This window comes from Streptomyces sp. Ru72 (assembly GCF_002920635.1).
In the GTDB taxonomy this organism is placed as follows: Bacteria; Actinomycetota; Actinomycetes; order Streptomycetales; family Streptomycetaceae; genus Streptomyces.
Map to the genome: position 1 here is coordinate 21882 of NZ_PQSR01000008.1, position 22363 is coordinate 44244.

17 protein-coding genes are annotated in these 22363 nt (G+C 72.9%); 6 read left to right on the forward strand and 11 right to left on the reverse strand.

Annotated features, from left to right (window positions below):
• Window positions 1-24: 24 nt before the first annotated feature.
• The 5 genes from C3488_RS05900 to C3488_RS05920 all read right to left on the reverse strand — a co-directional run bounded on the left by C3488_RS05900 (window position 25) and on the right by C3488_RS05920 (window position 7127).
• Window positions 25-1164, reverse strand: a complete 1140-nt coding sequence (locus C3488_RS05900; RefSeq protein ID WP_103838235.1) for an RNA polymerase sigma factor — start codon at window positions 1162-1164, stop codon at window positions 25-27.
• A gap of 237 nt (window positions 1165-1401) precedes the next feature.
• Window positions 1402-3306 carry a DNA primase gene (gene dnaG, locus C3488_RS05905; RefSeq protein WP_103838236.1) on the reverse strand — a complete coding sequence of 635 codons (1905 nt, stop codon included), beginning with the start codon at window positions 3304-3306 and terminating at the stop codon, window positions 1402-1404.
• Between the two features lie 98 nt (window positions 3307-3404).
• Entirely contained in the window at window positions 3405-4670 is a 1266-nt protein-coding gene (locus tag C3488_RS05910) for an NAD(P)/FAD-dependent oxidoreductase (RefSeq protein ID WP_103838237.1), read from the reverse strand.
• Window positions 4671-4822: 152 nt separating this feature from the next.
• The gene (locus C3488_RS05915; protein WP_103838238.1) at window positions 4823-6151 is read right to left on the reverse strand and encodes a deoxyguanosinetriphosphate triphosphohydrolase; all 1329 of its coding nucleotides are present in this window, start codon (window positions 6149-6151) and stop codon (window positions 4823-4825) included.
• A gap of 73 nt (window positions 6152-6224) precedes the next feature.
• Window positions 6225-7127, reverse strand: coding sequence for a sirohydrochlorin chelatase (locus C3488_RS05920; RefSeq protein ID WP_103838239.1), 903 nt, complete (start codon window positions 7125-7127; stop codon window positions 6225-6227).
• Window positions 7128-7276: 149 nt separating this feature from the next.
• Between C3488_RS05920 and C3488_RS05925 the strand changes: the two genes are divergently transcribed.
• The 3 genes from C3488_RS05925 (at window position 7277) to C3488_RS05935 (ending at window position 11807) form a co-directional block, all read left to right on the forward strand.
• Window positions 7277-7966, forward strand: a complete 690-nt coding sequence (locus tag C3488_RS05925) for a vancomycin high temperature exclusion protein (protein WP_103838240.1) — start codon at window positions 7277-7279, stop codon at window positions 7964-7966.
• Between the two features lie 2 nt (window positions 7967-7968).
• On the forward strand, window positions 7969-9438 hold the full coding sequence (locus C3488_RS05930; RefSeq protein ID WP_103838241.1) for a membrane-associated oxidoreductase: 1470 nt from the start codon (window positions 7969-7971) through the stop codon (window positions 9436-9438).
• 113 nt (window positions 9439-9551) lie between these two features.
• Window positions 9552-11807, forward strand: a complete 2256-nt coding sequence (locus C3488_RS05935) for a molybdopterin oxidoreductase family protein (protein ID WP_103838242.1) — start codon at window positions 9552-9554, stop codon at window positions 11805-11807.
• Here C3488_RS05935 and C3488_RS05940 read toward each other — a convergent pair.
• Window positions 11755-12696, reverse strand: coding sequence for an intradiol ring-cleavage dioxygenase (locus tag C3488_RS05940; RefSeq protein WP_258053301.1), 942 nt, complete (start codon window positions 12694-12696; stop codon window positions 11755-11757). The two genes, C3488_RS05935 and C3488_RS05940, sit on opposite strands and share 53 nt — an antisense overlap.
• Before the next feature lie 385 nt (window positions 12697-13081).
• Entirely contained in the window at window positions 13082-13513 is a 432-nt protein-coding gene (locus tag C3488_RS05945) for a gamma-glutamylcyclotransferase family protein (protein ID WP_103838244.1), read from the reverse strand.
• 142 nt (window positions 13514-13655) lie between these two features.
• On the opposite strand from C3488_RS05945, the gene C3488_RS05950 reads away from it, so the two are divergent.
• From C3488_RS05950 to C3488_RS05960, 3 genes are all read left to right on the forward strand, one after another.
• The gene (locus tag C3488_RS05950; protein WP_103838245.1) at window positions 13656-15308 is read left to right on the forward strand and encodes a M4 family metallopeptidase; all 1653 of its coding nucleotides are present in this window, start codon (window positions 13656-13658) and stop codon (window positions 15306-15308) included.
• A gap of 481 nt (window positions 15309-15789) precedes the next feature.
• On the forward strand, window positions 15790-16314 hold the full coding sequence (locus C3488_RS05955) for a hypothetical protein (RefSeq protein WP_103838246.1): 525 nt from the start codon (window positions 15790-15792) through the stop codon (window positions 16312-16314).
• A 115-nt stretch (window positions 16315-16429) separates the two neighbouring features.
• Window positions 16430-17050 (forward strand): class F sortase, encoded by a 621-nt coding sequence (locus C3488_RS05960; RefSeq protein ID WP_103838247.1) that lies wholly within the window; start codon window positions 16430-16432, stop codon window positions 17048-17050.
• Window positions 17051-17084: 34 nt separating this feature from the next.
• Here the strand turns inward: C3488_RS05960 and C3488_RS05965 are convergent, their stop codons facing one another.
• From C3488_RS05965 to C3488_RS05980, 4 genes are all read right to left on the reverse strand, one after another.
• Window positions 17085-17867, reverse strand: a complete 783-nt coding sequence (locus C3488_RS05965) for a TSUP family transporter (protein ID WP_103838248.1) — start codon at window positions 17865-17867, stop codon at window positions 17085-17087.
• A gap of 150 nt (window positions 17868-18017) precedes the next feature.
• A complete protein-coding gene (nirD, locus tag C3488_RS05970; protein ID WP_103838249.1) occupies window positions 18018-18371 on the reverse strand; it encodes a nitrite reductase small subunit NirD in 354 nt (117 codons plus the stop codon).
• Complete coding sequence (nirB, locus tag C3488_RS05975) at window positions 18368-20959, reverse strand: nitrite reductase large subunit NirB (protein ID WP_103838250.1); 2592 nt, start codon at window positions 20957-20959, stop codon at window positions 18368-18370. The genes nirD and nirB overlap by 4 nt, the downstream gene beginning before the upstream one ends.
• Entirely contained in the window at window positions 20959-22176 is a 1218-nt protein-coding gene (locus C3488_RS05980) for an NAD(P)/FAD-dependent oxidoreductase (protein ID WP_103838251.1), read from the reverse strand. The genes nirB and C3488_RS05980 overlap by 1 nt, the downstream gene beginning before the upstream one ends.
• Window positions 22177-22363 lie beyond the last annotated feature (187 nt).

Consider the following 22363-nt stretch of genomic DNA (forward strand, 5'->3'; position numbering starts at 1 on the left):
CCGAGCTGATCCGAGAGACAGGTCCTAGTCCAGGTAGCCCCTCAGCTGGTCCGCGAAGGCGTGGTCCCGGAGCTTGTTCAGCGTCTTGGACTCGATCTGGCGGATGCGTTCGCGGGTGACGCCGAAGATCCGCCCTATCTCCTCCAGGGTGCGGGGGCGGCCGTCGACGAGTCCGTACCGCAGCTGCACGACCTTGCGCTCCCTCTCCCCCAGCGTGGACAGGACCGCTTCCAGGTGCTCCCTGAGCAGCAGGAACGCAGCGGACTCCACCGGGCTGGTGGCGTCGCCGTCCTCGATGAGGTCGCCGAGGGCCACATCGTCCTCCTCGCCCACGGGGGCGTGCAGGGAGACGGGCTCCTGGGCGAGCCGCAGCACCTCGCTGACCCGCTCGCCGGGCAGCTCCAGATGTGCCGCGACCTCTTCCGGGGTCGGCTCGTAGCCGCGTTCCTGGAGCATGCGGCGCTGGACGCGGATGACCCGGTTGATCAGCTCGACGACGTGGACCGGGACACGGATGGTGCGGGCCTGGTCGGCGAGGGCGCGGGACATGGCCTGTCGGATCCACCAGGTCGCGTACGTGGAGAACTTGTAGCCGCGGGCGTAGTCGAACTTCTCGACGGCCCTGATCAGACCGAGGTTCCCCTCCTGCACGAGGTCCAGCATGGTCAGCCCGCGGCCGACGTACCGCTTGGCGACGGAGACGACGAGACGCAGATTGGCCTCGATCAGCCGCCGCTTGGCCATGCGCCCCATGACGACGAGCCGGTCCAGGTCGAGCGCGAGCCGGGTGTCCAGGTCGGGGGTGTTGAGGAGCTTCTCCTCGGCGAACAGGCCGGCTTCGACGCGGCGGGCGAGTTCGACCTCCTCGGCGGCCGTCAGCAGCGGGATGCGGCCGATCTCGCGCAGATACTGGCGGAACAGATCGGATGAGGGGCCACCGGTGTCGGCACGGTCGCGCAGGGCTTCGACGGGTTCAGCGGGTTCAGCTGCTTCGACGGGTTCGAGCGGCTCCTCGAGCTCGGACGGTCCCGGTGGCTCGGGCTCGGCCTCCGTCTCGGGGTGGTGGGCGAGCCGGTTCTGCGGCGGGACCGCCGGGAGGACGTCGGCCTCCGCGTCCGGCTCGTCGTTCAGGATGTCCGGTTGGGTGAGGGTCTGGGTCTGCACGGGGGCGACCTCCAGGGATGTCGCTGCTTCAGGCGTGCGGCAGCGGTACGTCGGTGAGCGGAACCGCGGGGGTGTCGGACCCGCCGCCGTGGGCGGGCCGGCCGCGCTCCGAGGACTCAGGCACCGGAACCCAGTGTGGAGTACGACACATCACCGCCACGAGGGTTGTGCGCCCACTTTTTGAGTCCGGTCCGTGACCGGGTGGTTACGCTGCCGCACGGGTGTGCGGTACGCCGCCTACAGTGCGGCCGCCCCTCGCTCCCGCAGCGCCTGGTCGTACTGCTGGAGTACCCACAGCTCGTTCTGCACGGCGGCCAGTTGGGCGGGATCGCCGTGCGTGCCCAGGCGGGTCAGGGTGGACTGGATGTCGCGGATCCGGCGTTCGACCGCGCGGCGGCGGACCGTGACCAGGACCATGCCCGCGTACACCTCGTCCACCGTCCTGCGCATGATCGCCTCGACGGCCAGTTCCGTGACCATCGCGCGCACCGTGTCGTCGGGCGCCGCCTCGCGGACCCGGACCAGGTACTCCTGCGGGTCCTGCGCGCCCCACTCCGCCCCGCCCGCCTCCATGATCGCCTGCCGTACGGCCGCGTACGGCGCCGCCGTGAACTCGTCGACCCCGTAGGCGTCGAACGCGGGTGACACCAACTCCGGCCGCTGGAGGGCGAGTTTCAGCAGCTCACGCTCGGTCGCGTAGACCGGGTTGCGAAGGGTGAGCGCCGGGCCGGAGGCGGCCGGGCGGGGCGCCGCCTCGTAGCGCTCCGCCGGGCGCGGTCCCGTCGGCGCCGGGCCCCTGCCGCCCCGGTCGCGCGCCCAACGGGCCAGCTGCGCCACCCGCTTGACCACGAACTGCGTGTCCAGGATGCCGAGCATGCCTGCGAGCTGGACCGCCACCTCGTGCTGTGCGCCGGTGTTCTTGATGCGGGCCACGACCGGCGCCGCCTCGTCCAGCGCGGCCGCCCGGCCCGCCGGGGTCTCCAGGTCGTAGCGGCCGACGATCTGGCGCAGCGCGAACTCGAAGAGCGGCGTACGCGGCTCCGCCAGGTCCGCGACCGCCTCGTCGCCCTTGGCGAGCCGCAGGTCGCAGGGGTCCATGCCGTCCGGCGCGATCGCGATGTACGTCTCGGCGGCGAACTTCTGGTCGTCCTCGAAGGCGCGCAGGGCCGCCTTCTGGCCGGCCGCGTCGCCGTCGAAGGTGAAGATGACACGCGCGCTGCCGTTGTCCATCAGCAGCCGCCGCAGGATCTTGATGTGCTCGCCGCCGAAGGCCGTGCCGCAGGTCGCGATGGCCGTGGTGACGCCCGCGAGGTGGCAGGCCATGACGTCCGTGTAGCCCTCGACGACCACGGCCCGGCTGGTCTTCGCGATCTCCTTCTTGGCCAGGTCGATGCCGTACAGCACCTGGGACTTCCGGTAGATCGCCGTTTCGGGGGTGTTCAGGTACTTCGGTCCGGTGTCCGCCTCGTAGAGCTTGCGGGCGCCGAAACCGACCACGTCGCCGCCGATGTCCCGGATCGGCCACATCAGCCGGCCGCGGAAGCGGTCGATGGGGCCCCGGCGGCCCTCCTGCGACAGGCCGGAGAGGATCAGCTCCTTGTCGCTGAAGCCCTTGCCGCGCAGGTAGCGGGTGAGATGGTCCCAGCCCTGCGGGCTGTAGCCGACGCCGAAGTGCACGGCGGCGGCCTGGTCGAAGCCGCGCTCGGCCAGGAACTTCCGCCCCGCCTCGGCCTCCGGGCTCGCGTCGAGCTGCTCGGCGTACCACTGGGCGGCCAGCTGGTGGGCCTCCACCAGGCGGATGCGTTCGCCGCGCTGGTGGGTGGGGTTGTACCCGCCCTCCTCGTACCGCAGCGTGATACCGGCCCGGGCGGCCAGGCGCTCGACCGCCTCCGAGAACGAGAGGTGGTCGACCTTCATCACGAAGGTGATGGTGTCGCCGCCCTCCTGGCAGCCGAAGCAGTGGAACAGCCCCTTGGCGGGGCTGACCTGGAAGGACGGCGACTTCTCGTCATGGAAGGGGCACAGCCCCTTCAGGTTTCCCCCGCCGGCGTTGCGCAGCTGGAGGTACTCGGACACGACGGCGTCGATCGGGACGGCGTCCCGTACCGCTTTCACGTCCTCGTCGTTGATCCGTCCTGCCACGCGTGAATTCTACGGGGCAGAACCGACACGCCTGGGGCGAGCCGGCCCGGACCCGGCCGGGGGTCCGGACCGCCGGACAGTGGACGGCGCCCGTCGTCTCACGGGGCCAGGCTCTCCAGCGGCACCCCCGGGTCCGACAACGCCTCCGGGTCCACCACGGTCCGCTCCCGGATCAGCTTCTGGATGCGGTCCGTGACATCCCACACATTGACGTTCATCCCGGCCAGCACCCTGCCCTCCTTCAGCCAGAAGGCGATGAAGTGCCGCTTGCCTGCGTCGCCGCGGATGACCACCTCGTCGTACGTCCCGGGCGGCGCCCACCCCGAGTACTCCATCCCCACGTCGTACTGGTCGGAGAAGAAGTACGGCACCCTGTCGTACGTCACCTCGCGCCCGAGCATCGCGCGGGCGGCGGCCGGGCCGCCGTTCAGGGCGTTCGCCCAGTGTTCGACGCGCAGCCGGGTGCCGAAGAGGGGGTGGTGGAAGGACGCCACGTCACCGGCCGCGTAGATGTCGGGGTCGGAGGTGCGCAGAGCGGCGTCCACCGCGATACCGCCTCCGTGCGCGGGGTCGGCCAGCTCCAGCCCGGCCGCCTCCGCGAGAGCGACCCTGGGGGCCGCGCCGATCGCGGCGAGCACGTCGTGCGCGGGGTGCTCCTCGCCGTCGTCGGTGCGGGCGGCCAGCACCATGCCGTCCTGGCCGATGATCTCGGTGAGCCGCACGCCGAAGTGGAAGCGGACCCCGTGGTCGCGGTGCAGCTCCGCGAACAGCTCGCCCAGCTCGGGGCCGAGGACGTGGTGCAGCGGGGTCGGCGCGGACTGGATGACGGTGACCTCCGCACCGTACTCGCGTGCCGCCGCCGCGACCTCGAGACCGATCCAGCCGGCGCCCGCGATCACGATGTGGCCGTTGTCCCGGCCGAGGGCGGTGAGGACGCCCTTGAGGCGCTCGGCGTGGGCGAGCCGGCGCAGGTGGTGGACGCCCGCGAGGTCCGTGCCGGGGATGTCCAGGCGGCGGGGCTCGGCGCCGGTCACGAGGAGCAGCTTGTCGTAGTGGACGAGCGTGCCGTCGTCGCCGAGGCGGACCGTCTTCGCGGCGCGGTCGATGGCGTCGACGCTCTGACCGAGGTGCAGCTCGATGTCGTTGCGCGCGTACCAGGAGGGCTCGTGGACGAAGACGCTGTCGCGCTCCTCCTTGCCGAGCAGGTAGCCCTTGGAGAGGGGAGGCCGTTCGTACGGGTGGTCGCGTTCGTCGCAGATCAGTATCACGCGGCCGCTGAAGCCCTCCGCTCGGAGCGTCTCGGCCGCCTTGGCGCCGGCGAGACCTCCTCCGACGATGACGAATGTCTGATCCGCGTCGACCACTTGATGCCTCCTCGTAAGGATGTCGCCACTTGCGAGCCTCCCGCACGGAAGCGGGCTGCGGGAAGAGGGAGTGCCCCGATCAGGCCACGGAAGGGCACGACCGGCCGTCACGTGCCCCCGTCATGTACGGTCATGGAGGGGCCGTGTGCGGGTCATGCGCGCCCCGTCAGCCGCGCGTGCAGGTGGCCGGCCGAGGCGTCGGTGAGCGAGGCGATCTGGTCGACGATCACCCGCTTGCGGGCGCGGTCGTCGGTGGCCTCGTCGAACAGCGCCCGGAACTGCGGGTCCAGCCCGTCGGGCGCGCGGGCGGTGAGCGCCTCGGCCAGTTCGGCGACGACGACGCGCTGGTCGGCGCGGATCCGCTCCTGCTCGGCGCGCTGCATCACGTACAGGTCGGCGACCGCCTTGAGGACCGCGCACTCCATGCGGGTGCTGCGCGGTACGACCAGCTCCGCGGCGTATCTGGTCAGGCGCCCGCTGCCGTACGCCGCCCGGGTGGCGCCCTCCGCCGCCAGGCAGAAGCGGCCGATGAGCTGGCTGGTGGCGTCCTTGAGGCGGCCCTGGGCGATGGCGGAGCCGTCGTATTCGCGTGGCCACCACTGCTGGGCGAGGAGCCGGTCGAGGGCTTCGGCCAGTTCCTCTGGGTCGCTGTCCGCGGGCACGTACCGGCCGAGGGCGACGGCGAAGACCGCCTGCCGCTCCGGCTCGGCGTGCAGGCTGCCGGGGGCGATGTACCCGGCGTGCAGCCCGTCCTCGAAGTCGTGCACGGAGTAGGCCACGTCGTCGGACCAGTCCATGACCTGGGCCTCGAAGCAGGTGCGGTGGCCGGGGGCGCCCTTGCGGAACCAGTCGAAGACGGGGCGGTCGTCCTCGTAGACGCCGAACTTCGCGGAGGCGGGGTCGGTGGGGTGGGCGCCGCGCGGCCAGGGGTACTTGGTGGCGGCGTCGAGGACGGCGCGGGTGAGGTTGAGGCCGACGCTGACGACCTCGCCGGTGCAGACGCTGCGGACGAACCGCTTGGGCTCGATGCGGGCGAGCAGGCGCAGGGACTGGGCGTTGCCCTCGAAGCCCCCGCAGTCGTGAGCGAACTCGTTCAGCGCCTGTTCGCCGTTGTGCCCGAACGGCGGGTGGCCGAGGTCGTGGGAGAGGCAGGCGGCCTCCACCAGGTCGGGGTCGCAGCCGAGGGCGGCGCCGAGCTCCCGGCCGACCTGGGCGCATTCCAGCGAGTGGGTGAGCCGGGTGCGGGGGCTGGCGTCCCAGGCTTCGCTCCTGGTGCCGGGGGTGACGACCTGGGTCTTGCCCGCCAGACGGCGCAGCGCGGCCGAGTGCAGCACGCGGGCGCGGTCGCGCTGGAAGGCGGTGCGGCCGGGGCGTTTGTCGGGCTCGGCGGCCCAGCGCTCGATGTCCGAGGCGTCGTACGCCGAGCCGTTCTCGCAGCGTGTGGGGGTGGTCTCGTGGGCCTTCGGTGCGATCCCGTCCATGACCTGACAGTAATCGCAGCGACGGACAATCGGGATGCCGTCGTCCGTTTCTCGCCGGAGCGTCAGGCGGGCTTCAGGCCGATGCCAGCGCGGGTTCCGTGGCCGCCTCCGGGGCCGCGAGGGCCTGGTCGTAGCGGTGCAGGACCAGCCGGGCCATCGCCGCGTGGTCGCCGAGAGGGGCCGCCGCGATCCAGGGGGCGGCCTCGGCGCACTCCGTGTGGAAGCGGCCGGGGGCGGTGAAGTAGGAGGCGACGGCGACCCGGTGGCGTCCGCGGGCGGCCAGCGCGCGGACCGCCTGGGGCACGGTGGGCGCGGCGGCGGAGGCGTAGGCGGGGACGACGGGGACACCGAGGCGTTCGGCGAGGAGCTGGGCGGTGCGGCGGGTGTCGAGGGCGGATTCGGGGTCGCGGGAGCCGGCGGCGGCCAGCACCACCGCGCTGGTGCGGCGCCGGGCGTCGCTCATGCCGGCCGGCCAGCCCGCCTCGACCAGCCTGGCGTACAGGGTCTCCACGAGGAGCGGGTGCGGGCCGAGCGGGGCCGCCACGCGCGTGCGGGCACGCGCCGCTGCCGCCGCCTCGGGGATGTCCTGCTTGACGTGGTAGCCGCGGCTGAGCAGCAGCGGTACGAGGACGGCGTCGGCGTCGCCGAGGGAGGCGAGGGTGTCGGGCAGCAGCGGCTCGTTCAGCTCGATGTGCCCGAGGCGCACCGGCAGGTGCGGGCGCAGCTCGCGGACCCGTTCCATGAGGGTCCGCACCGTCGCCAGGGCGCGCGGGTCGCGGCTGCCGTGCGCCACGAGGACGAGCGCGGGCGGGGCGGGACGCCGGCTGCCGTCGAGCGAGACGAGGCTGAGCTGGCTGCCGAGCTGGCTGGTGATCCGGTTCATGAGCTGCGCCGTACTGTCGAGGTGGGCGCCACCGGGCGGCCGGCCGCCGGGGCGCAGGGGGGACTCGTCGGGTGGAAGGTTCGACGCCGTCATGCACCGATCCTGGCGGCAGCAGGTTGCCGCGCCGTTGCGCGGCCGTGACCGGGTTGTTTTCCGTCGCTTCACGGCGCGGGCGCGGAGGGTGTGAGGGGGATCGCGAGGGGTGCGCGAACCGGATGGCCGTTCGCCGCGTCCCTCTTGGCATGCCGGGCATGAAGATCCGCAGACCGAGGCTGCCGCGCACGCGCGCCGGACAGCGCAGGGCCGTTCAGGTCCTGGCCGCGCTGTGCGTACTGGCGCTGCTGCCGGCCACCTGGTTGTACCTGACCACGGCCGGCCGGCTGCGCACCACCGCGGACGTGCCGCGCACCGAGGTCGCCGTCGTCTTCGGCGCGGGCCTGTGGGGCGGCGAGCCGTCGCCGTACCTCGCCCATCGCCTGGACGCGGCGGCAAGCCTGTACCGGGCGGGCCGGATCAAGGTCGTCCTGGTCACCGGGGACAACAGCCGCGAGGACTACGACGAGCCGGACGCGATGCGCGCCTACCTTGCGCGGCACGGCGTACCGCGCGAGCGGGTCGTGACCGACTACGCCGGCTTCGACACCTGGGACTCCTGTGTCCGGGCGAAGAAGATCTTCGGCGTCGACCGGGCCGTCCTGGTCAGCCAGGGCTTCCACATCCGCCGCGCGGTCGCCCTGTGCCAGGCGGCGGGCGTGACGTCGTACGGCGTCGGGGTGGAGGACAAGCACGACGTGACCTGGTACTACGGCGGCACCCGGGAGGTCTTCGCGGCGGGCAAGGCGGCCCTGGACGCGCTCTTCCACCCGGACCCGACGTTCCTCGGACCGAAGGAGCAGGGGGTCGCGAAGGCGCTGGCGGGGGCCCGGGGGTGAGCGTGGAGATCACGGATCTGACGCCTGCCGAGCGCCGCGTGTGGGAGGCCTTCCCGCTCGGTGAGGGGGTCGACTTCCGGGAGGACCCCGACGACGATCCCGCGCAGGGCGGCTCATGGGGTCCCGAGCGGACGCTGCGGGCCGAGGTGCTGCGGGCGCTGCTGCTGGACGGGCCGGTGCGGGACGGGCGGATCGCCGGGCTGAAGGTGTGGGGCGCGCGTGTCACCGGCCGGCTGGACCTCAAGTACGGCACGGTCGGCCACCCCGTCCGGCTGCGGCAGTGCCACTTCGAGGAGGCGCCCGACCTGTACGGGGCACACATCGGCGCCCTGGTCCTGAACGACTCGGTGCTGCCCGGGCTGACCGCGGGGAGCCTGCGCGCCGAAGGCGTCGTACGGATCACCTGCTGCCGCATCACCGGTCCGGTACGGCTTGCCGGCGCGAAGCTCTCCGGGGCGTTCTTCGCGAACGCGGCGCAGCTGGGCCGCCCCGGGGAGACCCCCGAGGAGCCCGTCCTCCAGCTCAACCACGCGGACGTGGGCACGGACGTCCTGGCCGTCGGCCTGGTCGCACACGGCCGGGTGCACATGAACGGGGCCACGGTCGCCGGCCAGGTCAACCTGAACGACGCGCAGCTGTACGCCCCGGGCGCCACCGCCCTGCACGCCGAGGTCCTGGCGGTCGGGACCGACCTGCACGCCATGCGGCTGCGCACCCGTGGCCGGGTCAATCTCGCCGGTGCCCGCATTCCGCGCCAGCTCAACCTCGCCCACGCCCGTCTGTCCAACCCGGGCGGACAGGCTCTGCGCGCCAGCAGCTGCGTCGTCGGCGAGCTGTGGCTGCGCGACGCGGCGCCCGTCGAGGGCGCCGTCAATCTGCGCGGGGCCCAGCTGGAGCTGCTGCACGTGCCGCCCGAGGTGTGGCCCGACCGGGTCAGGCTCGACGCGTGCAGCTATCGCGTCCTGACTCCGCACCTTCCGGCCGAGCAGCGCCTGCCGCTGCTGGAACGCGAGGAGCTGGGGTACCTCCCGTACCCGTACGAGCAGTTGACCACGGCCTACCGCACGGTGGGCGACGAAGCCGCCGCGCGCACCGTCCAGCTGGCCAAACTGCGCCGGCACCGCCGCACCCTGCCGCGGTACGCCCGGCTGTGGGGCTGGGTGCAGGACGCCGCCGTCGGCTACGGCTTCCGCCCGATGCGGGCCGCGGCCTGGCTGCTGGTGCTGCTGTGCACCGGCACGCTCGCCTTCGCGCTGCACCGTCCGCCCGCGCTGAAGCCCTCCGAGGCGCCCGCCTTCAACCCGCTGTTCTACACCCTGGACCTGCTGCTGCCGATCATCGACTTCGGGCAGGAGCAGGCGTACGCACCGCGCGGCTGGTACCAGTGGCTGTCGTATCTGCTGATCGCCACCGGCTGGGTGCTGGCGACGACGATCGCGGCGGGCGTGACACGCTCGCTGAACCGGCAGTAGCAGAGCCGGTCTGCGGACCTCACGCCGCCCCGGGCCCGGCGGGGAGGTCCTGGTCCCGGCCGTGTAACCGGCAGCGCCCCGCCGTGTAACACGCCCGACGCACGCTGAGCGGCATGCAGACCACCTCGACGCCCACGCACTGCCCGTACTGCGCCCTGCAGTGCGGGATGAACCTCAAGCCCACGCCCGAGGGAGGCGTCGAGGTGGCCGAGCGTGCCGACTTCCCGGTGAACCGGGGCGCTCTGTGCGGCAAGGGCCGTACGGCGCCGGAGGTGCTGTCCTCACGGGTGCGGCTGACGTCGCCGCTCGTGCGGTCCGGGGGCGAGCTCAAGCCTGCCACCTGGGAGGAGGCGCTGGACCGTATCGCCGGGGCGTTGTCGCGCGCGCGGGCGGAGCACGGGCCGGACGCGCTCGGCGTGTTCGGCGGGGGCGGGCTGACGAACGAGAAGGCGTACACGCTCGGGAAGTTCGCCCGGGTGGTGCTCGGCACCTCGCAGATCGACTACAACGGGCGGTTCTGCATGTCGTCCGCGGCGGCCGCGGGGACGAAGGCGTTCGGGCTCGACCGGGGGCTGCCGTTCCCGCTGGAGGACATCCCGAAGACCGGATGCGTGATCCTCGTCGGCTCCAACCTCGCCGAGACGATGCCGCCGGCGCTGCGGTACCTGACGGAGCTGAAGGAGAACGGCGGGACGCTGATCGTCGTCGACCCGCGGCGGACGCGGACGGCCGAGCAGGCGGATCTGCACCTGGCGCCGCGCCCGGGCACGGACCTCGCGCTGGCGCTCGGTCTGCTGCACCTGGTGGTCGCCGAGGGGCGCACGGACGAGGAATACATCCGGGAGCGCACCAGCGGCTGGGAGGAGGCGCGGGCGGCGGCGATGGCGCACTGGCCGGAGTATGTGGAGCGGATCACGGGGGTGTCCGTTCCGCAGCTCCGGGAGGCCGTGCGGCTGTTCTGCGCGCCGGAGAACGCGATGGTGCTGACCGCGCGCGGGCCCGAGCAGCAGTCCAAGGGCACGGACACGGTGAGCGCGTGGATCAACCTGTGCCTGGCCACCGGCCGCGCGGGCCGTCCCCTGTCCGGCTACGGGTGTCTGACCGGACAGGGCAACGGGCAGGGCGGCCGGGAGCACGGCCAGAAGGCCGACCAGCTGCCCGGCTACCGCAAGCTGACCGACCCGGCGGCGCGCCGGCACGTGGCGGCGGTGTGGGGCGTGGACCCGGACTCGCTGCCGGGCCCGGGCCGCAGCGCCTACGAACTCCTCGACGCCCTCGGCACGGACATCCGCACGCTGCTGCTCATGGGCTCCAACCCGGTGGTGTCGGCCCCGCGCGCCGCGCACATCGAGGACCGGCTGCGCTCGCTGGACTTCCTCGCGGTGTGCGATGTGGTCCTCTCCGAGACGGCGGAGCTGGCGGACGTGGTACTGCCGGTGACGCAGTGGGCGGAGGAGACGGGCACGACGACCAACCTGGAGGGCCGGGTCCTGCTGCGCCGCCGCGCGCTGGCCCCGCCGCCCGGGGTGCGCAGCGACCTGGAGGTCCTGGGCGAACTGGCCGCCCGCCTGGGCGTGGAGAAGGGTTTCCCCACGGACCCGGAAGAGGTCTTCGAGGAGCTGCGCCGCGCCAGCGCGGGCGGTCCGGCGGACTACTCGGGCATCACCTACCGCAGGCTGGCGGACGAGAACGGGGTGTTCTGGCCGTGTCCGGCATCGGCCGACAGCGCGGAGCCGGAGGGGCGCGCCGGTGACGAGGGGGTGTGGGGGTCCCCCCTGCTCGAAGAGCTTGGGGGAGCGCGGAGGCCCGAAGCCTCGCTGGGCGTGCTCCCCGACGACCCGGCGGACCATGAGGTCCCGGCGGACCCCTCCGGCGAACGGGCGCCCGGCGTCCACCCCGGCACCCCCCGTCTCTTCCTCGACCGTTTCGCCACGGAGGACGGCCGGGCCCGGTTCGCCGCCGTGTCCTACCGGGCGGTCGCCGAGGAGCCCGACGACGCGTACCCGGTACTGCTGACCACCGGACGGGTCGTGGCGCAGTACCAGTCCGGGGCGCAGACGCGGCGCGTCGCGGAGCTGAACGCCGCCGCGCCCGGGCCTTTCGTGGAGATGCACCCGCGGTTGGCGGAGCGGCTCGGCGCGGCGGAGGGCGACGCGGTCGCGGTGGTGTCGCGGCGGGGCCGGGCCGTCGCGCCCGCCCGGATCAGCCGTGCCATTCGGCCCGACACCGTCTTCATGCCGTTCCACTGGCCGGGCGAGGGCCGCGCCAACACGCTGACCAACCCGGCCCTCGATCCCACCTCCCGCATGCCCGAGTTCAAGGTGTGCGCGGTACGGCTGGAGCGCTTGGGTCAGGGCTCCGCGGAGTGAGGTCGGAGGTGGGCGTACGGGATGCGCTCGCCGCGCTGTCCGGCGGTGGCGAGCCGTCGGCCGACGCGCTGCCCGGCAGGGGGGAGGCGGGTGAGCCGCCCGCTCCGGGGTCCTCCCGGGTGGAGTCGATACCGACGGTCAGGGTCGCCACGAGGCCCGTCCCGGCGTCCCCGGTGACCGTCATCAGCCCGTCCCTGGCGCCTCCCCCGCGGTAGACCGGGTCGTGCGCGAGCCGGGTCCGGGTGCCGGTGTGCCGGGTGTACGGGGCCTTCGCGTACACCGCGTCGGCGTCGCTGTCGGGGAGGAAGAGCTGCCCGGTCCAGTTGACCCTGCCGCCCTTGTAGGTGCCGGCGGTCTTCTTGCCGCCGGTGTGCACCCTGACGTGGAGGTGCGGGGCGCGCCCCGTGTACCAGCCGGGGAAGATCGTCGTGAACTCGGCGACGCCGTCGGCACCGGTGGTCTGGAAGCCGCGCAGGTACGTCATGGGGGCGATGCCGCTGACGTGGCTCTCGGCGGGTGCGCTACCGCCCGGGGGCACGTGGGGGAAGCCGGAGTGGTAGCCCCAGGCGTCGCACTGCCAGATCTCGACGGCGGCGTCCTTCAGGAGGGCGCAGGCGTGGGGCTGGTCGCGCACGGTGAGCCGTACGGTGAGCGGGACCCCTTCCTTGCCCTCCGTGATGTCCTTGCGGAAGGGCGCGTCGGCGAGGTGGTACGGCCCTTGTGTGACGCTCGGGTTGAGCACGCACAGTTCGGCATCGGGTGCCTTGTGGGCGTCCGGCGCGTGTCGGTGCCGCGAGGAGCAGGCGCTGGTCCCCAGTCCGAGAACGGCACTGGCGGCGGCACCGCCCAGCGCGAGCGCACGCCGTCGGGTGAGGTCGCTGTCGGTCATGGCCGGGACCCTAGGCGCGGCGGCGCGCCGGTGAGTGGGGGCGCACGGGGCGGTCGCCCACACGAGCGACGCACGGCTGCGTGTCAGGGTGCTCCCGACGGTCGAGCGCGGCGCAGCGGCTGTCTTCTGGGCGCCCCGTGGGCCACCCGGGCGCACAGTGCGACGGTTTGCCGAGAACTGTCGCACCGAGTGCACCGCCTACCCGGCAGCCCGCGCGGGCCGCCTCGAACCACCGGCGGCAATGCACCAACGGCATCGGCAGCACGAGGATCACGGCCCGCGTCCCGCGTGACAGCGCCCCAGTTCCGGCTTCACGAACCGCTGGTATGCCAGGGCCCGCACGGCGCTCCCGCGGCGTACCCGACTCACCGTGGACTGCGGGTCCTCAGCCCGACGTTTCCGGAGTCCGACGACTCAGCCAGTCCCCGCTCTCGATCAGCTTGCCCCGCCTCCGCAGCCGGGCCGCGACGGCGGGTGCGGCCAGGTACACCCAGGCCCATACGGTCCTGCCGTCCGCGGCGGTCACCTCCCGCTGCACCCGCTCGTACAGGCTGCGCGGATCCCCCGGCACGAACTCCTCGAGGCGGTCCAGCAGCATGAGCAGATCGTCGTACGCCCCGGGCCGCGGGGTGACGATCTCGCCGGTGACCGTGCCGCCGTCCTCGTCCGCCACCGCGTAGGGGTAGCCGGGCCCTTCGTACAGCACCGCGCCGCGCAGCCGGCCCGGCTCCTCGGAGCCGGTGCGGCCGCGCAGGAAGAGGGCGTGGTTGTGCTCCCCCGGGCGCAGCGTCCCGTAGACGAAGAACGGCAGTCTCACAGAACCGATTCTTCCCCCTCACACATCTCCCCAGCGGCCCCATGGACATGACATGTCCTGAACCCTTCAATCAGAGGGACGCCAGGGGGTTCCCCGCCCCTGCCCTCCCCACGCGCCCCCGGGCGCCTTCCCTAGGAGACCGATGAGCCGGATACGGCCTGCCCGAGGTTCCCGTCTCACCGCGGCCGGCACCGCCGCGACCGCCGCCGCCCTGTTGGCCGCGGCGCTCGCCCCGGCCCCCGCCGCCGACGCGGCCGCCAGACCCGGCCGGTCCACCGTGATCCGCGACGCCGCGGCGGTGCTGGTGCGCGAGGCCGCCCGCCTGGGCCTGACACCGGCACAGGGCACGAGCGTACGAGACGTCGTCGTGGACCCGGACGGCAGCCGGCATGTGCGCTACGACCGGACGTACCGTCAGCTACCCGTTCTCGGCGGGGACTTCGTGCTCCATCTGGCGCCCGACGGGTCGTACCGCAGCGCCGACCGGGCCACCCGGCGCGCCGTTTCCCTGCCGACCGTCACTCCGGCCGTGAAGGCCCCCGAGGCCGCCGACCTCGCCACCGCCGCGCTGCGGGCCGCCAACGCCGGGGAGTTGCTCAAGCACCTGACCGCCAGGCCGCAGCTGGTCGTCGACGCGCTGCACGGCGCGCCACGGCTGGCCTGGCGCACCCAGGTCACCGGGCAGGACACGCTCGGCAACCCGGTCGCGCGCACCGTGGTCACGGACGCCGGCACCGGGCGGCAGATCGACGCATGGGACAGCATCGAGACGGCGACCGGTGACGGCAAGTCCCTCTACAGCGGCACGGTTCCGCTTCAGACGACGCAGTCCGGGTCGGCGTACCAGCTCAAGGACCCCACGAGGGGCGACACGTACACCGGTGACGCCGAGAACAAGACCGACCTGTGCTTCCTCACCACCGTCTGCGTCAGCCGCGCCCCCGCGACCCTCTTCACCGACTCCGACAACCACTGGGGTTCGGGCACGGTGTCGGACCGCTCCTCGGCGGCGGTGGACGCGCAGTACGGCACCGACGTGACCTGGGACTACTACAAGAACGTGCACGGCCGCAGCGGCATCGCGGGTGACGGAAAGGGCTCCTACAACCGCGTCCACTACGGCACGAACTACAACAACGCCTTCTGGGACGACAACTGCTTCTGCATGACGTACGGCGACGGTGACGGCACGACGCTCGGGCCGCTGGTGGCGCTGGACGTGGCCGGGCACGAGATGACGCACGGCGTGACGTCGAAGACGGCGGCGCTGGCGTACTCCGGGGAGTCGGGTGGGCTGAACGAGGCCACGTCCGACATTTTCGGGACGCTGGTGGAGTGGTACGCGAACAACGCCTCCGACCCCGGCGACTACCTGATCGGCGAGAAGATCGTCCGCTCGGGCTTCGGCAAGTCGGCGCTGCGCTACATGGACAAGCCGTCCAAGGACGGCAACTCGGCGGACTGCTGGAGCAGTTCGGTGGGCAAGCTGGACGTGCACTACTCGTCCGGCGTCGCGAACCACTTCGCGTACCTCCTCGCGGAGGGCAGCGGCGCCAAGACCCTCAACGGCGTCGGCTACGACTCCCCCACCTGCGACGGCTCCACGGTGACGGGCATCGGCCGGGACAAGCTCGGCAAGATCTGGTACCGGGCGCTGACGGTCTACATGACGTCCTCCACGAACTACGCGGGCGCCCGCACGGCGACGCTGAACGCGGCGAAGGACCTGTACGGGGCGGGCAGCACGGAGTACAACGCGGTGGCGGCGGCCTGGAGCGCCGTGAACGTCGGCTGAGGAAACACGGCGGCGGTCGGGTGCCGCCCTGCCCACGCTGCGGCACCCGACCGCCGTCCCCCGCCGGGGAGCGATGCCCGCCGCGAAGATACACGCCGACGAACTGGACGTGGACACCGCGCCGGTGCGCCGGCCGGTCGCCGGGCAGTTCCCCGAGGGGGCCGGGCTGCCGGTCACCGAGGTGCCGTCCGTCCGCCAGGACGGACAACGCCATGTACCGGACCGGTCACCCGTTCACCACCCCTGTTCACCACCCCCGTTCACCCTCGGGTGTTCTTCCCGCACTCGCCGCCTCTGCGCCCCTGACCTGGCCACATGCCGCCGCTGCCGCCCTCGTCCGGCACCCGTTCACCGTATTTCTGACGCATCGTCAGCGAGCGGTGGCGGCCCGCCGCCCTTTTCCTCGACAGTGCGGGGACACGACCGACACAGCGGCACGCCGGTGATGCCGCGGGCCGTGTCCCGCCCGAGGAGCACCACGATGCGACGTACGGCCCGTTCGCTGACCGGCACCGCGCTCGCCCTCGCCGTCGCGGGGCTCGCCGCGGCGCCCGCGTACGGCGGTGAGACCGGGAGGCTGGAGGTCTTCCCCTCCATGGCCGTGCCCGGGAGCGAGGTCACCGTCAACACGGCGGCGTGCGGCGCGGACGGCTCCGCGGCGGGCGACGCCACGGCGGTCGGCGGCGGCACGTTCACGCTCGCGCCCAGTACGCACGAGCAGGACGCGATCGGCCGGTTCCGGGTGCCGCCCGGCGCGCAGCCGGGGACGTACGAGATCGTCGCCACGTGCTCCGCAGGCCGGCGGGCCAGGGTGACCGGCGACCTGACGGTCACCCTCAGCGCGGCCAAGGATCAGACGCGTCCGCGAGGAAGCGTGAAGACGGGGGTCGGCGGCGCACTCGGCCCCGACCCCATGCGGACCGCGGCCGGTGTGACGGCACTCGCCGTCGCCGCCGCGGGCGGTACCTGGCTCCTGCATCGCCGACTGAGAGGCGACGGGATGTGACGGACACCTCCGCTGTCCGTCGCCGGTACCGCCCTCCCCATCCCTCTCCGGGTCCGACTGCCCCTCGCGGCCCGGAGGGGGTCCGGGGGTCCCGCCCTCCCGGAAGGAGCTTGGTGTGCACAAGGTCGGTAACGCGGCGATAGCGTCCGTCACGGTGGTCTCCCTCTGCTCCGGCGCCTGGCTGCTGCACAGCGCCTACAAGAGCGACGCTCCGCCTCAGCCCTCGGCCGCCCAGGGCGCCCTGGACCCGGACCGCGAGGGCTCCGCCGCGCCCGCGCTGCCGCCCTCCCCGCCCGACCGCATCCGCATACCCTCGATCCATGTGGACGCCCCGCTGATGGGCCTGAGGCTGACCGGTGCGGGCAGCCTGGACGTCCCGCCCGCCGACGACAAGAACCTCGCCGGCTGGTACGAGGCGGGCACCATGCCCGGCGAGACCGGCACCGCGATCGTCGCCGGGCACGTCGACAACACCCGGGGCCCGGCGGTCTTCTACGACCTCGGCGCACTGAGCAAGGGCAGCACGATCGAGATCGGCCGCCGCGACGGCTCGACCGCCGTCTTCACCGTGGACGCGGTCGAGGTCTACGCCGCGCGGAACTTCCCCGACGACAAGGTGTACGGCGCGGCGGGGCGCCCGGAGCTACGGGTGATCACGTGCGGCGGCGGCTACTCGAAGGCGACGGGCTACCAGGGCAACGTGGTCGTCTTCGCCCACCTGACGGGCAGCCGCTGAACCGCCCGGGCCATCTGCCGCACCCACCGCTCACTCAGGCCAGCCACTGCTCGTACGCCAGGTTCGCGACCAGGGCGAACACCACCGTCAGCAGCACGATCCGCACGAACCCGCTGCCCCGCTTCAGCGCCGTCCGCGCCCCGATCATGCCGCCGACCAGGTTGAAGCCGGCCATCACCACCGCCAGCTGCCAGAACACCGTGCCCTTCCACGCGAACGTGGCGAGCGCGCCCGCGTTGGTGCAGCAGTTGACGATCTTCGCGGTGGCGGAGGCGGTCACCAGGTCCAGGTGCAGCACCGCGGTGAGCGCCAGGACGAGGAAGGTGCCGGTGCCGGGGCCGATGAGGCCGTCGTAGAAGCCGATGCCGAGGCCCGCGAGCCCGATCGCGGCGAGCACCCGGCGTGCGGAGACCGGCGCGGTGGAGGGGGCGGTGCCGAAGGCGGGGCGCAGGAGCACGAAGGCGCCGACGCCGAGCAGCACCACCATGACGACCGGCTTGAGGACGTCGGTGCTCAGCCCGGCGGCCACGAACGCCCCGGCCGTGGACCCGGCGAGCGCCGCGAGCCCGATCCGTACGGCCGTGCCCACGTCGACCGGTGTCCGGCGCGCGTACGTCACGGCCGCCCCCGTCGTCCCGACGATCGCGACGGCCTTGTTGGTGCCGAGCGCGTACGACGCCGGGGTGCCGGCGGGCAGCCCCAGCAGCAGTACGGGAAGCAGCAGCAGCCCGCCACCTCCGACCACGGCGTCGATCCAGCCGGCCGCGAGCGCGGCGAGGCACAGGGCGGCGACCAAGGTCAGCGAGATGTCGGGCATGATCGTGACCCTAGGGACGGGGTCGGTGGCCCGTCCATCCATATGAGGGTCTTCTGAGGTTGCACGAGGGTCTGCCGAGGTTGCCGACGGCGCCGCCGCCGGGCCTGTGACCGGCCCGGCGGACAGCGGCAGGGTTCCTCGGCGCCGTCCTCAGGCGGCCCGTACCTCGTATGCCGTCACCCGGACCGTCTCGTCGTCCAGGCACTGGCCGGACTCCAGGTCGAAGCGCTGCTTCAACAGCGGCGAGGCGACGAAGGCGCGGCCCTGGTGGGTGCCGGTCAGGCCCCGGGAGAGGACCGCGGCGCCGCCGAAGGGGTCCCGGTTGTCGATGCCGTACAGCCGGCCCGAGCGGTCCCGGAAGAGCGCGACCTGGCGGCCGTCCGGCAGCAGCGCCGCGACGCCACGGCCCGGGGTCAGCGTGCTCATGTCGCAGACCGGGAGCCAGGTGTCCTCGTCGATACGGAGCTCGATCTTCAGGTCGGTGGTCTCGAGTGCCAGGGTCATCGCTGGGCGCTTCCTTCCAGGGGTCGCGTGCCGATGGTGAGCAGCGGCAGGTCGGGCTTGATCTGGTCGCGCTCGGGGACGAAGCCGACGACCGGGTCGGGGGTGTCCGGCGCGTTGACGAAGGACACGAACCGGGCCAGCTTCTCGGGGTCGTTGATGGTCTCGGCCCACTCGTCGCGGTAGTTCGCGACGTGCGCGGCCATCAGGGCCTCCAGTTCGTCGCAGATGCCGAGCGAGTCGTGGACGACCACGTCGCGCACGTGGTCCAGGCCGCCGGGGATCCGCTCCAGCCACACCGAGGTGCGCTCCAGACGGTCGGCGGTGCGGATGTAGAACATCAGGAACCGGTCGATGAGGCGGATCAGCTCGGCGTCGGACAGGTCCTGGGCGAGGAGGTCCGCGTGGCGCGGGGTGGCGCCGCCGTTGCCGCCGACGTAGAGGTTCCAGCCGTTCGCGGTGGCGATGACGCCGAAGTCCTTCGACTGGGCCTCGGCGCACTCGCGGGCGCAGCCGGAGACGGCCGACTTCAGCTTGTGCGGGGAGCGCAGGCCCCGGTAGCGCAGCTCCAGGTCGATCGCCATGCGGACGGAGTCCTGGACGCCGTAGCGGCACCAGGTGGAGCCCACGCAGGACTTCACCGTGCGCAGCGCCTTGCCGTAGGCGTGGCCGGACTCGAAGCCGGCGTCCACCAGCCGCGCCCAGATCAGCGGGAGCTGCTCGACGCGCGCACCGAACAGGTCGATCCGCTGACCGCCGGTGATCTTCGTGTACAGGCCGAAGTCCCGGGCGATCTCGCCGATCACGATCAGCTTCTCCGGGGTGATCTCACCGCCGGGGATGCGCGGCACGACCGAGTAGGAGCCGTTCTTCTGCAGGTTGGCCAGGAAGTGGTCGTTGCTGTCCTGCAGCGCGGCCTGCTCCCCGTCCAGGACGTAGCCGCTCGCGCCGATCGTCGGGGCGAGGGAGGCGATGATCGAGGCGACGGCGGGCTTGCAGACCTCGCAGCCGTCGCCGCCCCGGGCCTCCTCGCGGCCGTAGCGGTCGAGCAGGTCCTGGTAGGTGTTGATGCGCAGGGCGAGGACGATCTCGTACAGCTCCTCGCGGGTCTGCGAGAAGCAGCCGCACAGGCCCTTGTCGACCTCGACGCCGCTCGCCTCGAGTTCGGCGTCGACCAGCTGGCCCAGCACCTTGACACAACTGCCGCACGTCGTTCCGGCCTTGGTGCACTTCTTCACCTCGGGAACGGTGGTGCACTTGTGCTCGGTGACCGCGCCGCGGATCGTGCCCTTGGTGACGTTGTTGCAGGAGCAGATGATCGCGTCGTCCGGCAGCGCGGTCGGGCCGAGCTGGGCGGACTCCCCGGCGCCTGCGGGCAGCACCAGCGACTCGGGCGAGACGGGCGGGACCGAACCGGTGAAGGCCTTCAGCGTGCCGTACGCCTCCGCGTCGCCGACCAGGATGCCGCCGAGCAGCGTGCCGTCGCGGCCGATGACCAGCTTCTTGTACAGACCCGAGCGCGAGTCGGAGTAGACGACGTCGAGGCAGTCCTCGGTGGTGCCGTGTGCGTCGCCGAAGGAGGCCACATCGACGCCGAGCAGCTTCAGCTTGGTGGACAGGTCGGCGCCGGTGAACTCCGCCTCGTCGGCGGCGATCGTCGCGGCTGCCGTCTCGGCCTGCTCGTAACCGGGGGCGACGAGGCCGTACACCCGGCCGTCCGCCGCGAGCGCGCACTCGCCGATGGCGAACACGTGCGGGTCGGTGACCGTGCGGCACTGCTCGTCGACGGTGATGCCGCCACGCTCGCCGACCGCCAGACCGCAGTCGCGGGCGAGCTGGTCGCGGGGGCGGACACCGGCCGAGAACACCACCATGTCCGTGGCGAGTTCGGAGCCGTCGGAGAGCTTCATGCCGGTGACGGAGCCGTCCTCACCGACCACGATCTCCTGGGTGCCCGTGCCGGTGTGCACGGTCAGGCCCATGTCCTCGATCGTGCGCAGCAGCGCGGCGCCGCCGCCCTCGTCGACCTGCACGGGCATCAGACGCGGCGCGAACTCCACGATGTGCGTGTTCAGACCGAGGCCCTTGAGCGCGCCGGCCGCTTCGAGACCGAGCAGGCCGCCGCCGACCACCGCGCCCGTCGTCGCCTTCGTCTTCGCGTACTCCTCGATGGCGAGAAGGTCCTCGATGGTGCGGTAGACGAAACAGCCTTCGGCGTCCTTGCCGGGGACCGGCGGGACGAAGGGGTAGGAGCCGGTGGCGAGGACGAGGGTGTCGTACGCGACCGTCAGTCCGGAGCGGGCGGTGACCGTCTTCCCCTCTCGGTCGATGGTCTCGGCCGGGTCGCCGATGTGCAGTTCGATGCCGTGCGTGGCGATGAACTCCATGTCGGTCATGGACAGCTCGTCGGGCGTGGTGCCCGAGAAGTACGAGGTGAGCTGGACACGGTCGTAGGCGGGGCGAGGCTCCTCGCACAGCACGACCACCCGGTGCGTGGCGGTCAGGCCGCGCTCGGCGAGCGCTTCGAGGAAGCGCTGGCCGACCATGCCATGGCCGACGAGCACGATCGTGGGGGTGGTGTCCGTGGACATCAGGAGCCTCCATCATTGGTGAGCAGGTGGAGCAGCGGGGCACCGTCCGTGGGGAGCGGCTCTGCTCCCTCCCAGGCGCGGGCGAGCGCGCCGACGGTGCCGAGTTCGCCGACGAGTACGCCGCCGACCAGGCGGTCGTCGCGGACGACGACCTTCCTGTAGGTGCCGCGGGTGGCGTCGGTGAGCTGAACGACGTCGTCGCCGGGGCGGGGCTCGGTCTCGCCGAAGGCGGCGAGGTCGAGGAAGTCGTGCCCGGCCAGGGTGAGCCGGGTCAGGGAGCGGGTGCCGGTGTAGCGGGAGTCCGGGTCTCCGGCCAGGGACTCGGCCAGCGCCTCGGCCTGTTCGAGAGCGGGGGTGGCGAGTCCGTACACCGTGCCGTCGTGCTGGGCGCAGTCGCCGATGGCCCGGATGTGCGGGTCGGAGGTGCGCAGTTCGTCGTCGACGAGGATGCCCTTGTGGACGGCGAGGCCCGCGTCCTGGGCGAGGCCCACCCGGGGGTGGACGCCGCAGGCCAGGACGACGAGGTCGGTGTCGAGGGCGTAGCCGTCGGCCATCTCGACGGTGCGGACGGCGCCGCCGAGGGTGCACACGCCGCGCACCCGGGTCTCGGTGTGGACCTCGACGCCGAGGTCGGTGAGGTGGCGGCGCACCAGCTTGGACGCCGACGGGTCGAGCTGGCGCTCCATCAGTCGCTCGGCCTGCTGGGCCAGGACGACCTGGGCGCCACGGGCGGCGAGCGCGCGGGCGGCGGAGACACCGAGGAGCCCGCCGCCGATGACGACCGCGCGCAGACCCGCGCGGACGGCCTTGGCGAGGCCCAGGCAGTCGTCCATCGTGCGGAACGCGTGGACGCCCTCGGGCAGCTCGGGCCGGTCCGGGGTGAGCAGGCCGCGCAGGGGCGGCAGGACGGGGTTCGAGCCGGTGGCGAGGACGAGCGTGTCGTATGCGATCACCGCGCCGTCCGCGCAGTGGATCTCGCGGGCCGCCCGGTCGATCCGGGTGACCCGGGCACGGACGAGGCGCTCGGGGGCCGGGAGGGAGATCACCTCGGGCGCGTAGCGGCCGGCCAGTACGTCCGCGAGCAGGACGCGGTTGTACGGGGGGTGCTCCTCCTCGCCGACGACCAGGGCGGGCACACCCAGCTCGCCCAGCCGCCGGGCGAGACGGACGCCCGCGAGCCCGGCGCCGATCACCACCACACGCGTATTCGAGGTCATGTGTCGAGCGTGCGGTGCCGACGTTACCCGGCCGCATCACGTCTGTTTCCCACGGGGAACGCTGCCCTCAGCGGGGGCGGGGGGTGGGTGTGAGGGTTCCGGGGGCGGGGTGGGGGCGCGGTGTGAGACGGGGCGCGGAAGGACGGCACGTGCGCGACGCCTTTTCTCCGGCTCCGCCTTCCTCGCG

Bases quoted from the DNA above. Each gene is read 5' to 3' on its own strand.
- C3488_RS05955 (WP_103838246.1), top strand. From the start codon at position 15,790: ATGCGACGTACGGCCCGTTCGCTGACCGGCACCGCGCTCGCCCTCGCC.
- C3488_RS05940 (WP_258053301.1), bottom strand. From the start codon at position 12,696: ATGACCGACAGCGACCTCACCCGACGGCGTGCGCTCGCGCTGGGCGGT.
- C3488_RS05965 (WP_103838248.1), bottom strand. From the start codon at position 17,867: ATGCCCGACATCTCGCTGACCTTGGTCGCCGCCCTGTGCCTCGCCGCG.
- nirB (WP_103838250.1), bottom strand. From the start codon at position 20,959: ATGTCCACGGACACCACCCCCACGATCGTGCTCGTCGGCCATGGCATG.
- C3488_RS05915 (WP_103838238.1), bottom strand. From the start codon at position 6,151: ATGGACGGGATCGCACCGAAGGCCCACGAGACCACCCCCACACGCTGC.
- C3488_RS05950 (WP_103838245.1), top strand. From the start codon at position 13,656: ATGAGCCGGATACGGCCTGCCCGAGGTTCCCGTCTCACCGCGGCCGGC.
- C3488_RS05935 (WP_103838242.1), top strand. From the start codon at position 9,552: ATGCAGACCACCTCGACGCCCACGCACTGCCCGTACTGCGCCCTGCAG.
- C3488_RS05925 (WP_103838240.1), top strand. From the start codon at position 7,277: ATGCCGGGCATGAAGATCCGCAGACCGAGGCTGCCGCGCACGCGCGCC.
- C3488_RS05920 (WP_103838239.1), bottom strand. From the start codon at position 7,127: ATGACGGCGTCGAACCTTCCACCCGACGAGTCCCCCCTGCGCCCCGGC.
- nirD (WP_103838249.1), bottom strand. From the start codon at position 18,371: ATGACCCTGGCACTCGAGACCACCGACCTGAAGATCGAGCTCCGTATC.
- C3488_RS05980 (WP_103838251.1), bottom strand. From the start codon at position 22,176: ATGACCTCGAATACGCGTGTGGTGGTGATCGGCGCCGGGCTCGCGGGC.